The organism is Mesorhizobium tianshanense (genome assembly GCF_007830515.1).
Taxonomy (GTDB): domain Bacteria; phylum Pseudomonadota; class Alphaproteobacteria; order Rhizobiales; family Rhizobiaceae; genus Mesorhizobium; species Mesorhizobium tianshanense.
Genome location: NZ_VLKT01000010.1, coordinates 1 through 12,355, shown reverse-complemented (window position 1 = coordinate 12,355; position 12,355 = coordinate 1). Strand labels below are relative to the sequence as shown.

General features: G+C 61.4%; 16 protein-coding genes and 1 pseudogene. 14 read left to right on the top strand and 3 right to left on the bottom strand.

Going from position 1 to position 12,355, the window contains the following annotated elements; translation table 11 throughout:
- Nucleotides 1-4 precede the first annotated feature (4 nt).
- Entirely contained in the window at nt 5-916 is a 912-nt protein-coding gene (locus IQ26_RS09685; RefSeq protein WP_145716276.1) for an alpha/beta hydrolase, read from the bottom strand.
- Nucleotides 917-963: 47 nt separating this feature from the next.
- On the opposite strand from IQ26_RS09685, the gene IQ26_RS09680 reads away from it, so the two are divergent.
- The gene (locus IQ26_RS09680) at nt 964-1,416 is read left to right on the top strand and encodes a MarR family winged helix-turn-helix transcriptional regulator (RefSeq protein ID WP_091590958.1); all 453 of its coding nucleotides are present in this window, start codon (nt 964-966) and stop codon (nt 1,414-1,416) included.
- Between the two features lie 112 nt (nt 1,417-1,528).
- On the opposite strand, the gene IQ26_RS09675 is transcribed toward IQ26_RS09680, so the two are convergent.
- Both IQ26_RS09675 and IQ26_RS09670 read right to left on the bottom strand, forming a co-directional pair.
- A complete protein-coding gene (locus tag IQ26_RS09675) occupies nt 1,529-2,140 on the bottom strand; it encodes a pyridoxamine 5'-phosphate oxidase family protein (protein WP_145716274.1) in 612 nt (203 codons plus the stop codon).
- Nucleotides 2,141-2,212: 72 nt separating this feature from the next.
- Nucleotides 2,213-2,566, bottom strand: coding sequence for a gamma-butyrobetaine hydroxylase family protein (locus IQ26_RS09670; protein ID WP_145716272.1), 354 nt, complete (start codon nt 2,564-2,566; stop codon nt 2,213-2,215).
- A 199-nt stretch (nt 2,567-2,765) separates the two neighbouring features.
- Between IQ26_RS09670 and moaA the strand changes: the two genes are divergently transcribed.
- The 13 genes and pseudogenes from moaA to IQ26_RS09605 all read left to right on the top strand — a co-directional run.
- Nucleotides 2,766-3,761, top strand: coding sequence for a GTP 3',8-cyclase MoaA (gene moaA / locus IQ26_RS09665; RefSeq protein ID WP_145716269.1), 996 nt, complete (start codon nt 2,766-2,768; stop codon nt 3,759-3,761).
- 56 nt (nt 3,762-3,817) lie between these two features.
- Complete coding sequence (locus IQ26_RS09660; protein ID WP_145716267.1) at nt 3,818-4,291, top strand: hypothetical protein; 474 nt, start codon at nt 3,818-3,820, stop codon at nt 4,289-4,291.
- 179 nt (nt 4,292-4,470) lie between these two features.
- Nucleotides 4,471-5,391: a DMT family transporter gene (locus IQ26_RS09655; RefSeq protein WP_145716265.1), complete on the top strand. Its 921-nt coding sequence runs from the start codon at nt 4,471-4,473 to the stop codon at nt 5,389-5,391.
- 52 nt (nt 5,392-5,443) lie between these two features.
- Nucleotides 5,444-6,070 carry a molybdenum cofactor guanylyltransferase MobA gene (mobA, locus tag IQ26_RS09650; protein WP_145716263.1) on the top strand — a complete coding sequence of 209 codons (627 nt, stop codon included), beginning with the start codon at nt 5,444-5,446 and terminating at the stop codon, nt 6,068-6,070.
- Nucleotides 6,067-6,576, top strand: a complete 510-nt coding sequence (gene mobB, locus IQ26_RS09645; protein WP_145716261.1) for a molybdopterin-guanine dinucleotide biosynthesis protein B — start codon at nt 6,067-6,069, stop codon at nt 6,574-6,576. The genes mobA and mobB overlap by 4 nt, the downstream gene beginning before the upstream one ends.
- A 211-nt stretch (nt 6,577-6,787) precedes the next feature.
- Nucleotides 6,788-7,570 (top strand): ABC transporter substrate-binding protein, encoded by a 783-nt coding sequence (locus tag IQ26_RS09640; RefSeq protein WP_145716259.1) that lies wholly within the window; start codon nt 6,788-6,790, stop codon nt 7,568-7,570.
- Nucleotides 7,571-7,684: 114 nt separating this feature from the next.
- Nucleotides 7,685-8,398: an ABC transporter permease gene (locus IQ26_RS09635; protein WP_145716257.1), complete on the top strand. Its 714-nt coding sequence runs from the start codon at nt 7,685-7,687 to the stop codon at nt 8,396-8,398.
- Nucleotides 8,395-9,216: an ABC transporter permease gene (locus tag IQ26_RS09630; RefSeq protein WP_145716255.1), complete on the top strand. Its 822-nt coding sequence runs from the start codon at nt 8,395-8,397 to the stop codon at nt 9,214-9,216. The genes IQ26_RS09635 and IQ26_RS09630 overlap by 4 nt, the downstream gene beginning before the upstream one ends.
- Before the next feature lie 40 nt (nt 9,217-9,256).
- Complete coding sequence (locus IQ26_RS09625) at nt 9,257-10,150, top strand: NAD(P)-dependent oxidoreductase (RefSeq protein WP_276316415.1); 894 nt, start codon at nt 9,257-9,259, stop codon at nt 10,148-10,150.
- 8 nt (nt 10,151-10,158) lie between these two features.
- On the top strand, nt 10,159-10,860 hold the full coding sequence (locus tag IQ26_RS09620) for a DNA alkylation repair protein (RefSeq protein WP_145716251.1): 702 nt from the start codon (nt 10,159-10,161) through the stop codon (nt 10,858-10,860).
- 160 nt (nt 10,861-11,020) lie between these two features.
- The gene (locus tag IQ26_RS09615; protein WP_240547047.1) at nt 11,021-11,401 is read left to right on the top strand and encodes a GNAT family N-acetyltransferase; all 381 of its coding nucleotides are present in this window, start codon (nt 11,021-11,023) and stop codon (nt 11,399-11,401) included.
- Between the two features lie 47 nt (nt 11,402-11,448).
- Complete coding sequence (locus IQ26_RS09610) at nt 11,449-12,018, top strand: DUF3299 domain-containing protein (RefSeq protein WP_145716574.1); 570 nt, start codon at nt 11,449-11,451, stop codon at nt 12,016-12,018.
- A 180-nt stretch (nt 12,019-12,198) separates the two neighbouring features.
- Nucleotides 12,199-12,355: pseudogene (locus tag IQ26_RS09605) on the top strand (IS5/IS1182 family transposase); the annotation flags it as partial.

The following is a 12,355-nucleotide window of genomic DNA, read 5'->3' as shown; positions in this document are numbered from 1 at the left end:
CAAATCAATGCAGCAGCGACGGTTCCCGGTGTTCGGCAACGAAGCCGACTGCGCGCGCGACCACGCCCTTGTCGGCGAGAATGCGGCGATGACCGAGCCCGTCGGCCCAGTAAAGTCGCACATGGTCGCCGGCGCCGGCATAGAGCCTTGCATGGTCGGCTGACACTTCGCGGTCATCCGGCGCATGGATGACCAGCGTTGGCACCGGCGTGCTGGCAAGCTGGCGATCGCCGACGAAATCGTGCAGCGGCCGTCCGGCGATGTGTTCGACCCGGTCGGCCATGGCGGCCTGCGAGCGCGGGCCGACACGGAGCATGCGGCTGAAATCGTTGAAGATCGCCGGCAGGGAACTCGGCGCCGCGATCAGCACCAGCCGCCCGGCCGCCAGCGGCGGAATGTTCTTGACCGAACCGACGACGGCATTGGCAGCAACGGCACCGCCGAAAGAATGGCCGACGATCGCCACGAACGGGCCGAACCATTCGCCGGCGAGCCGTGCGGCTTCGACAGCGCTGACCAACGTCAGCCGGCGGCCCTGCGATTGGCCATGGCCCGGCAGGTCGAGCGAAACAACCTTGTAACCGGCGTCACGGTAACCCTCGATCAGCGTGCGCATATATTCGGTGCGCGAACGCCAGCCATGGATGACGAGCACCGTACCGGCGGCCACCCTGCCCGGCTCTGGCCTGAACTCATGCACCATGACGCAGCCGTTTTTGGTCTTCAGCCGATGATGGCGGGCCTCGGCCATGAAGCCGGCCGCGCGGTCGACGGCGCGTCGCTCGCCCTCGCTGAGAACCTTGGCGTTCGGCGTGCGGCAGAACAGTTCGAACGCAGCGCGCCCGGTAAGGCGGGGGGCCACGTGCTCGGCGGCAGCAAACACGCCCCGGATGACCTTCAATCCAAATGATGCCATAGTGGCGATCCATCCATTCGTTCAAGCATGAACATAATAGTTCAAACATGAACATTAAACAAGAGCTACCCTGGGACAACCCGCGTTTTCGCAACTGGGTCGCGGTGGCGCGCGCCTGCCACGTGCTGGAGCGCACGCTGGCGGTGAAGCTCGCGCCGCTGGATCTGAAGCCGGCGCAGCTCGACGTGCTGATGAACCTTTACCGCCATCCCGGCATGTCGCAGCACGATCTCGCCCGCCGGCTGCTGGTCGGACGCTCCAACATCACCATGCTTTTGCCGCAACTCGAAACACGCGGCCTGCTGCGCCGCGAAGGCGATCAGAAGGACAAGCGGGTGCTGCGGCTGACCTTGACCGAAGCCGGCACGGAACTGCTGATGCAGGCGCTGAAGGTCCATATGGCACTGATCGAGAAGGCAATGAGCCAATCGACGCCGGAGCAATGCGACATGATCGGCGAGCAGATGCGCAAGATTGCCGACGTGCTCAAGGAAGCGTGACCGGAGCATCGGACCCAAAAAGCCTGCCCTCGGGCCTGACCCCGGGGGTGGAAACCGGTTTTTGGAAAATCCGATGCTCAAACAAAAGGATGGAGCTCGCGGAGCGATCCGCTCACCACATCGACTTTTTCGCGCGCTCCGGCCATTCCCTGTCATACGCCTCGCCGTCGATGCCTTTCCGGCTGGTGATTTCCAGGATTTTTCCGGGTGTCGGCAGCGACTTCGGGTCGACATGCCTTGCCGGGTTCCAGAGTTCCGACCGATGGACGGCGCGAGCGCACTGGAAATAGACCGAATCGACATCGATGACTGTGACTGAGCGCGCCGGCTTGCCGTCGACGCTGAACGAGGCGCAGAGCGCGGCATCCGCGGTGATATGGGCGCGGCCGTTGACGCGCAGTGTCGTGCCGGAACCGGGTACCAGGAACAAAAGGCCGACGCGCGGATCGCGAAGGATGTTGCGGAGCGAATCGGCACGGTTGTTGCCGCGCCGGTCCGGCATCATAAGGGTTTTCGGATCATGGATGCGCACGAAGCCGGCGCGATCGCCGCGCGGTGAGCAGTCCAGCCCTTCCGGCCCACTGGTCGCGAGCGCGGCAAAGGGCGAGGCCTCGATGAAGGCGGCGTATTCGGGAATCACATGGTCGAGTTCCTTGACCAGAGAAGTCTCGCCGGGCAGGCCATAGAGCGCTTCGAGCTGTTCGACCGTGGTGATGATGGACATGTTTTCGTCTCCGAATATCCGCCGCCGCTACTCCATGTCCGTGACGCCTTCGCGACGATGGATCGTTGCGAGCTAGCGATCGCGGCTCAGCCCTTTTTCCTCGAGCTCGGCGAGATAGGCGGCCCAGCGTGCGTCCTTCTCATGGCCCAGCGTATGCAGGTAGTTCCAGGTGAAGATGCCGGTATCGTGGAAATCGTCGAAGGTGATGCGGACGGCATAGTTGCCGATCGGTTCGATCTTCAGGATCGCGACGTTGCGCTTGCCGGGAACGGTGACGCGCTGTTCGGGCGAATGGCCCTGTACTTCGGCCGATGGCGAGGCAACGCGCAGAAACTCCGCCGGCAGTTCGAACGGCTGATGGTCGGGGAACGTCACGGTAAGCAGCCTGCGATCCTTCGAGACCCTGAGTTCCTTCGGCGCCGTCATGGTGATAAGTTCCGCATCATCTGCCCTTCCCCTACGCCGCTTCGCGCAACGGGGAAAGGCTGCGTCGAGACTTCCGACACAATCTGTCGGCGACGCGATGTTAGCACGGATCGAAACCTATTATCTTGAATGGCAGGTTGGATCGTATCACATAGCCATATATAACGATGCCGTTCGCAGCCACGGGAAACGCACTCGCATGGACATGATCGATCCTTTTGGTCGCACGATCAGCTATCTGCGCGTATCGGTCACCGACCGCTGCGATTTCCGCTGCACCTATTGCATGGCCGAAGACATGGCGTTCCTTCCCAAGAAGGATCTGCTGTCGCTCGAAGAGCTCGACCGGCTTTGCACGGTCTTCGTCGAAAAGGGTGTCAGGAAACTGCGTCTTACCGGCGGCGAGCCGCTTGTACGCAAGAACATCATGCATCTGGTGCGCCGGATTGCCCGCCATCTCGAAAGTGGCGCTCTGGAAGAACTGACGCTGACCACCAACGGATCGCAGCTTTCGCGCTTTGCCGCCGAGCTTGCCGATTGCGGGGTCAGGCGCATCAACGTCTCATTGGACACGCTGGACCCGGAAAAATTCCGCCAGATCACCCGCTGGGGCAATCTCGACAAGGTCATGGACGGCATCGACGCCGCGCAGGCAGCGGGGTTGAAGGTGAAGCTCAATGCTGTGGCGTTGAAGGGTTTCAATGACGCCGAGCTGCCGGAGATGCTGCGCTGGGCGCACGGCCGCGGCATGGAGTTGACGGTCATCGAAACCATGCCGATGGGCGAGATCGATGCCGACCGTACCGACCAGTACCTGCCGCTGTCGCTGCTGCGCGCAGCACTTGAGCGGCAGTTCACCCTGACCGATATTTCCTACAAGACCGGCGGCCCTGCCCGCTACGTCCACGTTGCCGAGACCGGTGGCAGGCTCGGTTTCATCACGCCGATGACGCATAATTTCTGCGAGAGCTGCAACCGCGTCCGGCTGACCTGCACCGGCACGCTCTACATGTGCCTCGGCCAGGAGGATGCCGCCGACCTGCGTGCACCGTTGCGTGCATCCGAAGGCAACGAGCTGGTCGCCGAGGCCATCGACGAAGCCATTGGCCGCAAACCCAAGGGTCATGATTTCATCATCGACCGCCGCACCAACCGTCCATCGGTGTCGCGGCACATGAGCGTCACCGGCGGCTGATTTCTTCGCCGATTTAGTGCAAGATCGCCTCCGGTCGTCGGCTGAGAGGTGATGGTTTGAAGCATTTCTTTTCGATCTTGGCGTTTTTGGCGGCGATCGCGACGACCGACGCGGTCGCCGCGCCGTTCACTTATACCAATGCGCGCTTTGGCACCGTCTGCACCTTTCCCGACGAGATTTTCACCGATCGCCTGCCAGAGCCGGAGAATGGCGACGGGCAGCAATGGCTCAGCGCGGACGGCGCCAGCCTGATCTGCTCCGGCATCTTCAACATCGATCACGACACCCCGAAAGGTTTTGTTGCCGCTGAGAAATCCAGCGAAGGGCCGAGCTACAAGATCACCTACAGCAGGACCGGCAAGGACTGGGCGGTGCTGTCGGGACTCAAGGACGGGACCATCTTTTACGAGCGTCGTCTGTTCGGAAAGGACGGCGTCATCCGCAGCGTCTGGATCAATTACCCGCCGGCTCTGAAATCGAAATACGACCCATTGGTTGGAATGATAGCTGACAGCCTCAGGGGTCCGTGAACATTTCGGTCACGCCCAGAAAAAGTCCAGTCCGCAAGCGGTTGCCGGATTTACCGCGAAACGTTCCAGCCTGGCGTTCCGCTCCGGAGCGGCGAAAAGGCTGTGGTCCAGCCCTTTGACGTTGCGGTTTTGTGACCGGCTGCTACAGGCTTGATGCAAAGCACAACTGGTAACGTCCTTTGCTTCTTTCGCCAAATCTGCGCGGCGCGCTGTTCATGGTGGTGGCCATGATTGGTTTCACCCTAAACGACGCGATCACCAAATTCGCGTCGGAATCCATGAACATGGCGCAGGTCATGCTGATCCGCGGCGCCTTTGCTTCGCTTTTCGTAGGCCTGCTTGCCTGGCAACGCGGTGCGCTTGCCTTCCCCGGCTCAATGCTGCAGCCGATGGTTGCGGTGCGCGTTGCCGGCGAAGCCGGTGCTACGGTGTCGTTCCTGGTTGCTTTGGCGCATCTGCCGATCGCCAATGTCTCAGCCGTGCTGCAGGCGCTGCCGCTGGCGGTGACGATGGGCGCAGCACTTGTGTTCAATGAAGGCGTCGGCTGGCGGCGCTGGCTGGCCATCGCCATCGGTTTTGCCGGCGTGCTGATCATCGTGCGGCCCGGCTTCGAGGGATTCAGTGTCTATTCGCTGCTGGCGCTCGCCTGCGTCATCTGTTGTGCGGTGCGTGACCTTGCCACCAAGCGGATACCGCAAGCCATTCCGACATTGCTGGTGTCGACCGCCACGGCACTCGCCATGACGGTGCTGGGGGCGGCACTGCTTTCGCCAATGGGTGGATGGACACCGATGGCGGGAAAAAGCACGGCGCTGCTGGCACTGGCGGCAGTGCTCGTGGTCACCGGTTACCAGTTCATCATCATGGCGATGCGGGTCGGCGACATCTCGTTCATCGCGCCGTTCCGCTACACAGCCCTGCTCTGCTCGATCCTGCTTGGCCTGTTCATCTTCGGTGACGTCCCCGACCTGCCGATGATACTCGGCGCCACCGTCATCGTCGGCTCCGGTCTCTACGCACTTTACCGGGAACGCATCGTCGGCCGGCAAAAGACCGCCGCCGAAAGCGCTGGACCTGATATGGCACCGGACGGCATATAGATGAGCCCCGAGGGTCGCTGGAACCTGACGATTTGGGGCAGCGAGGCGGACGATGAACCGAGACATTGCAGGGATCATTCTGGCCGGCGGCCAGTCGCGGCGAATGGGCGGCGGGGACAAGAGCCTGCTTACTCTGGGAGGCCGCAGCGTACTCGACCAAGTCGTAGCGCGTCTTGCCCCGCAGGTCGGACCGCTGGCGCTGAGCGCCAACGGCGATCCGACACGCTTTGCGGGGTTCGGACTGCCGGTGCTTGCCGATACGGTTGAGGGTTACGCAGGACCGCTTGCGGGCATTCTGACCGGCCTCGAGTGGGCATCCATGGCTTGCAACGGGGTCGTCACTGTCGCCGGCGACACGCCGTTCTTTCCCGAGGATGTGGTCGGGCGGCTGGCCGCGGTAGTCAAACAACGTCCCGGCGCGATCGCTGTCGCCAGTTCGGGTGGCAAGCGGCATCCGACATTCGCGCTCTGGCCGCTTGGTCTGCACGACGCCTTGCGCCGTTTCCTGGTCGATGAAGACAATAGGCGGGTCTCCGCCTTCATCGAGCGGTACGGCGTTGTCGATGTCGAATTTCCGATGTGGAGCTCTGGTGGGCACGAGATCGATCCTTTCTTCAACATCAATACGCCCGACGACCTTGCCGAAGCCGAACGTCTGCTGCAGAGCATGGAGCCATGATGAGACGCGTCTTCGGCATCACCGGCTGGAAGAATTCCGGCAAGACGACACTGACCGAAAAGCTGGTCGCCGAATTTGCTCGGCGTGGCTGGAAAGTCTCGACGGTGAAACATGCCCATCATGATTTCGACATCGACAAACCAGGGGCAGACAGCTTTCGCCATAGGCAGGCCGGGGCCACGGAAGTCGCCATCGTATCGGACAGGCGCTGGGCGCTGATGCACGAATTGCGCGACGAGGACGAGCCGACGCTGGACGCGATCCTGTCGCGGCTCGGCACCTGCGATATCGTGCTGGTCGAGGGTTACAAGCGCGAGGCGCATAGCAAGATCGAAACGCGGCGGCTGGAGGCCAAGGACCGGGCACCGCTTTCGGCAAAGGATCCGCATATAGTCGCCATCGCAGCCGACTTCGCCGTAGCGGGCGAAAACCTGCCAGTCTTCGATCTCGACGACACGAAATCGATAGTCGACTTCATCGAGCGCACGACAGGTTTGGCGCGCTGAGGGTTGCCTAAGGAGCATTCGGCAGCCCTCTCTTTCCGTTACCGTGCCTGCCCCAGCGTCAGCATTATCCGCGAATGCAAAATCCCGAAGGCAACGGTTTTGCAGTTGCTTTTTCTCGGAAAAGAGTGGGAGTATCGAGCCAGCGGGCGGTCAAAAGCACCGCCCACAGAGCCGTTTGGAACGACGGCCGGGACACATAGAGAGGACCATCATGCGTATTGCACTGCGTATAGCGCTCGCCGCATCGGCCGCGCTGCTGACGCTTGGCGTTGCCCAAGCTCAGGAAAAAACCCTCAGGATCGGCACGGAGGGTGCCTACCCGCCATTCAACAACCTGACCGCCGATGGCAAGCTCGAAGGCTTCGACATCGACATCGCCAAGGCGCTTTGCGACGAGATGAAGGTGACGTGCACGTTCGTCGCGCAGGATTGGGATGGCATCATCCCGGCGCTTCAGGCCGGTAAGTTCGACGCCATCATCGCCTCGATGTCGATCACGCCGGAGCGTGCCGAGAAGGTCGACTTCACCAACAAATACTACAACACGCCACCGGCGATCGTCGCGCCCAAGGACAGCGACATCAAGGGCGTAACCAAGGAGGACCTGGCCGGCAAGACGATCGGCGTGCAGGGTTCGACGACGCATTTCAACTATTCGACCGCAACCTACACCGACAGCACGATCAAGCCCTATCCGACCGCGCAGGAATACCAGCTCGATCTGGCCAATGGCCGCGTCGATGCGGTCAACGACGATATCACCGTTCTCGAAGGCTGGCTTGCCACGCCGGACGGCGCCTGCTGCAAGCTGATCGGTGCGATCACGCCTGACATCAAGATCCATGGTCCGGGCGCCGGTATTGCCGTGCGCAAGGGCGAAACCGAGCTGGTCAATCAGTTCAACGCGGCGATCGATGCCATCCGCGCCAATGGAAAGTACAAGGAAATCAACGACAAGTACTTCAAATACGACGTCTACGGCGGCGAGTCCTGATCCCTCCGGATTGACGGCGAACGGCGGGACATTCCCGCCGTTCGCACAACAAGCGGCGCACGAGGGGTGACACCGCTGCTCTCAAAGAGCCAATAAGGGAGACCAGGCAGGCGGATGCAAAGCGTTTGGACGCTGCTCAGTTGGGGACCCGAAGGCTGGCTCGACGACATCGCCTACGGCGTTTTCATCACCGTCTCGCTTGCAGCCGCGACCCTGCCCGTCGGTCTGGTGATCGGCTTTCTGGTCGCATTGGCCAAGCAATCCGGTGAGCCGTCGCTGCGGCTGGCCGGCAATATCTACACCACGATCTTTCGTGGACTGCCCGAACTGCTGACCCTGTTCATCATCTTTTACGGCGCGCAAGTCGGCATCCAGCAAATAATACACCTGTATGATCCGACCGCCTCGGTCGAAGTGAATGCTTTTGTCTCCGGCATGATCGCGCTCGGCGTCGTCTTCTCGTCCTACGCCAGCGAGGTCTTCCTCTCCGCGTTCCGCGCCATCCCGAAGGGACAGTACGAGGGCGGCTATTCGGTTGGCCTGTCGGGCTGGCAGACGATGCGGCTTGTGGTGCTGCCGCAGCTTATCCGTATCGCGCTGCCGGGTCTTGCCAATCTGTGGCTCATCCTGCTCAAGGACACCGCCCTGGTGTCCGCCATCGGTCTTACCGACATATTGCGCCAAGCGGGCGTCGCCGCCCGCGTCACCAAGCACGCCTTTTTGTTCTTCGGTGTTGCCGCTCTTATCTATCTGCTCCTCGCCATCATATCGTCCTTCGGCATCAACGCGATCGAACGTGCGGTCGGTCGCCAGCAGGTGCAGCGATGAACGTAGCCGCCGCCAAAGTCGACCGACCGCCGGCTCTGCCACGCGGCTGGCCCCGGCAACGCGTTCTCGGCTACGGGCTGGTCTGTCTGTGGATCGTTTTTCTCGCCGGGATCGCCGCCTATCTCGTTGTCGCCTGGAACGGCGAACTTTTCGCGAAGTACGCGCCGTCCTATGTGACGGGCCTTGGTGTGACGCTGTTGCTGGTCGCCATCTCGATCGTGCTCGGCGCGATCCTGTCGGTGCCGATCGCCTATGCCCGCATGTCGAAGAACCGGATTCTTTCGGGTCTGGCTTATGCCTATGTCTATTTCTTTCGCGGCACGCCGCTGCTGGCCCAGACCTTCCTTGTCTATTACGGCGTGGGCTCCTTCCGGCCGCAACTCGAGATGGTCGGCCTCTGGGGTTTTTTCCGCGAGGCGTTCAACTGCGCAATCTTCGCCTTCTCGCTCAACACTGCCGCCTATCAGGCCGAAATCCTGCGCGGCGCGATCCAGAGCGTACCCAGGGGCCAGTGGGAGGGTGCCGCCTCGCTCGGCCTGCACAAATTGCAGACGATGTGGAAGATCATCCTGCCGCAGGCATTGATCGTGGCGTTGCGACCCTACGGCAACGAGATCATCCTGATGATCAAGGGCTCGGCGATCGTCGCCATCATCACCGTCTATGACCTGATGGGCATCACCCGGCTCACCTATTCGCGCACTTTCGACTTCCAGTCCTATGTCTGGGCGGCGATCATCTATCTGATCATTGTCGAGATACTGCGCCACGCGGTCGAATGGATCGAACGGCGCATCACGATCCATCTGCAACGCTGACTCCCATAGCCTCGCCTGATCCGCTAAGAAGGCCGGAAAGCTGGCTTCTAAGGGATTCGAAAACATGGCATCGGTGGCATTTCTGGGTCTTGGCGTCATGGGCTATCCAATGGCCGGACATCTCAGGAACAAGGGCGGCCACGACGTCACCGTCTACAACCGCACCAAGGCAAAGGCCGAGCAATGGGTTGGCCAGCATGGCGGCAGTGCTGCCAAGACGCCGGCCGAAGCGGCCGACGGCAAGGACTTTGTCTTTTCCTGCGTCGGCAATGACGACGACCTGCGTGCGGTGACGATCGGGGCCGAGGGTGCCTTCCAAACGATGAAGAAGGGAGCGATCTTCATCGACAACACCACGGCTTCGGCCGAAGTCGCGCGCGAACTGGCGGAGAAGGCGCAAGTGCGCGGATTTTCGTTCCTCGACGCACCGGTCTCCGGCGGTCAGGCAGGCGCCGAAAACGCTGTGCTGACCGTGATGGTCGGCGGCGAGCAAAAAGCCTTCGACGAGGCGAAGCCCGTCATCGATGCCTATGCCCGCATGGTCGGGCTGATGGGCCCGGCCGGTGCCGGCCAGCTCACCAAGATGATCAACCAGATCTGCATCGCCGGATTGGTGCAAGGATTGGCTGAGGGTATTCATTTCGGCAAGAAGGCCGGGCTCGACATCGAAAAGGTCATCGAGGTGATTTCCAAGGGCGCCGCCGGATCGTGGCAGATGGAGAACCGTCACAAGACGATGAATGCCGGCAAATATGATTTCGGCTTCGCCGTCGATTGGATGCGCAAGGACCTCGGCATCTGCCTGGCGGAAGCCGACCGCAACGGTGCCAAGCTGCCGGTGACGGCACTTATCGATCAGTTTTACAAGGACGTGCAGGCGATGGGCGGCAAGCGCTGGGATACGTCCTCGCTGCTGGCACGATTAGAAAAATAGGTTTTGCCGTGGCCGAGCTTTCGCCGCAATCCAGCGCCGAGGAGATCGTCGCCCATCTGCGCTCGATCGGCTCGGAGGAGAACCGCCGCGGCATGCTGCGCTATGGCATCAAGATCGAACGTGCGCTTGGTATCTCGCACGGCGTGCAGAGGCAGATCGCCAAGAAAATCAAGCGCAACCATGAGCGTGCCTTTGAGCTATGGCAGACAGGCCTCATGGAAGCGCAGTTCATCGCTTCCGTTACGGCCGATCCGAAGCGGTTCTCTGCCGCGGATGCGAGACGATGGGCGGCGACTTTCGATTCTTGGGATGTCGTCGACGGCGTCTCCGATCTCTTTGTCGACACCGATTCCTGGAGGGAACTGGTAGGCGAGTTCGCGGCCGACGAACGGGAATTCGTTCGGCGCACGGCCTTTGCCATGATGGCCTGGTCGGTCGTCCATCGGAAGAAAGAACCCGAATCGACTTTCCTCGACTTCCTGTCGATCATTGAAGCGCATGCCACCGACGGCCGAAATTTTGTGAAGAAGGCGATAAACTGGGCGCTTCGTTCGATCGGCAAGCGATCGATGAGTTTGCACGGCCCTGCCCTTGCCCTGGCACAGAAGCTGGCGGTCTCGACCGACAAGACGGCGCGCTGGATCGGCAAGGATGCGGCAAGGGAACTTTCCAATGCCAAGACGCTCGAGCGGCTCGCCAGGAAAGGCTAACGAGAGCCAAATCCGCTTTACGGACGTAACGCGGTCGACGCGTGCCGATTTCGAGAAACTGTTCGAGCAGCCTGGCGCACCAAAATACTGCTGGTGCATGGCCTGGCGCCGTCTGGAAAACCGCGAGCATGCATCCAATGATGAGAGGAGACGGGGCGTGATGGCGCTCATCGAAGCCGGCACGCCGGTCGGCATTCTCGCCCATGCCGAAGGCAGGACCGTCGGCTGGTGCTCGGTGGCTCCACGCGAGACCTATCGCAAGCTGTCGCGGCAGCAGGACGATACCGAGGCGGGCATATGGTCGATCGTCTGCTTCTACGTGCCGAAGGCGTCGCGCGGCAGTGGGCTGGCAAGCGCCCTCCTCGACGCGGCCATCGATCACGCCTTCGCCAACGGCGCCAGGACAATCGAGGCCTATCCGGTCGACAAGGCTTCGCCGAGCTACAGATTTATGGGATTTCGAAACATGTTCGTGGCCCGCGGATTCCACGAGATCGGCATGGCTGGCTCGCGCCGGCATGTGATGCGGCTCGAACGTTGACGCTGTCGGCGACGGCAGCTTTACTCGATGTCGAATGGGAGCACACGATGAGCAATCGTCTCAAATCGACAGCGGCGCTGGCGGCGATGCTGATTTCCATCACGGCGGGCAGCGCTTCCGCCGAAACCACGCACATACTCTGGAAGGATCTGCGCCCGGCGACCCAGCCCGCCTCCGAAAGCGTGGGATTGCCGATGATCGCGGCAAAAATGCCTGATCGTGGGGAGACGCTGTCACTCAATCTGCAGGACAAGACGGTCCAACTGGCGGGGTACGCGCTACCGATCGATCGCGAGGGCGATCTCGTCTACCAATTCCTGCTGGTACCGTGGACGGGTGCGTGCAGCCACATGCCAACGCCGCCGCCCAATCAGATCCTGCTCGTCACGCCCTCCCGCCCCTACAGGATATCGCAGGCCTACCAGCCTGTTTCCGTGACCGGCGCGCTGGAGCCGGGCATGGAGAAAAGCCAGCTCTTCCTCCTCGATGGCGCCAGCGTCATCCAGTCGGGCTATACTGTGCGCAAGGCGGAGGTGGTGAACGTTGATGCAGTGCCGGACACCATCACGCAGCCGGCAAATTCACCGTGGCGTTTTCTTAACAAAAAGAAGAACTAGTCGACCGTGAACTATCCGCAAGCCATTGATCTGGCATGTTGATTGAGGCGGATAGCGGCTTTGGAATTGCAGGATTGGCGGTTTATGAGCGCTGTTTTCCTGCAATTTGGTTTTGCGATTCCCTTGTGCTGCGGAGCGTGATTCACTCGGTTCGGCGGCGGCGAATCGAGGGGACGGCGAATGTCCAAGCCACGCGAGAAGCGCGAGACGGGAGAGCAGGATCTGTTCCGCTCCAGGCTCGATCAGATCATCAACATGAAGCACGAGCTGGTGCGGCTGGCGCAGGCGATCGACTGGCCGGTGCTGGAGGAGCGTTTCGGCGCCGTCTATTCGGACG

Excerpts from the sequence above, each read along its gene's own strand:
- IQ26_RS09640 (WP_145716259.1), top strand. The coding sequence starts at position 6,788 with ATGCGTATTGCACTGCGTATAGCGCTCGCCGCATCGGCCGCGCTGCTG.
- IQ26_RS09630 (WP_145716255.1), top strand. The coding sequence starts at position 8,395 with ATGAACGTAGCCGCCGCCAAAGTCGACCGACCGCCGGCTCTGCCACGC.
- mobA (WP_145716263.1), top strand. The coding sequence starts at position 5,444 with ATGAACCGAGACATTGCAGGGATCATTCTGGCCGGCGGCCAGTCGCGG.
- IQ26_RS09675 (WP_145716274.1), bottom strand. The coding sequence starts at position 2,140 with ATGTCCATCATCACCACGGTCGAACAGCTCGAAGCGCTCTATGGCCTG.
- IQ26_RS09610 (WP_145716574.1), top strand. The coding sequence starts at position 11,449 with ATGAGCAATCGTCTCAAATCGACAGCGGCGCTGGCGGCGATGCTGATT.
- IQ26_RS09685 (WP_145716276.1), bottom strand. The coding sequence starts at position 916 with ATGGCATCATTTGGATTGAAGGTCATCCGGGGCGTGTTTGCTGCCGCC.
- moaA (WP_145716269.1), top strand. The coding sequence starts at position 2,766 with ATGGACATGATCGATCCTTTTGGTCGCACGATCAGCTATCTGCGCGTA.
- mobB (WP_145716261.1), top strand. The coding sequence starts at position 6,067 with ATGATGAGACGCGTCTTCGGCATCACCGGCTGGAAGAATTCCGGCAAG.
- IQ26_RS09670 (WP_145716272.1), bottom strand. The coding sequence starts at position 2,566 with ATGACGGCGCCGAAGGAACTCAGGGTCTCGAAGGATCGCAGGCTGCTT.
- IQ26_RS09615 (WP_240547047.1), top strand. The coding sequence starts at position 11,021 with ATGGCGCTCATCGAAGCCGGCACGCCGGTCGGCATTCTCGCCCATGCC.
- IQ26_RS09680 (WP_091590958.1), top strand. The coding sequence starts at position 964 with ATGAACATTAAACAAGAGCTACCCTGGGACAACCCGCGTTTTCGCAAC.
- IQ26_RS09635 (WP_145716257.1), top strand. The coding sequence starts at position 7,685 with ATGCAAAGCGTTTGGACGCTGCTCAGTTGGGGACCCGAAGGCTGGCTC.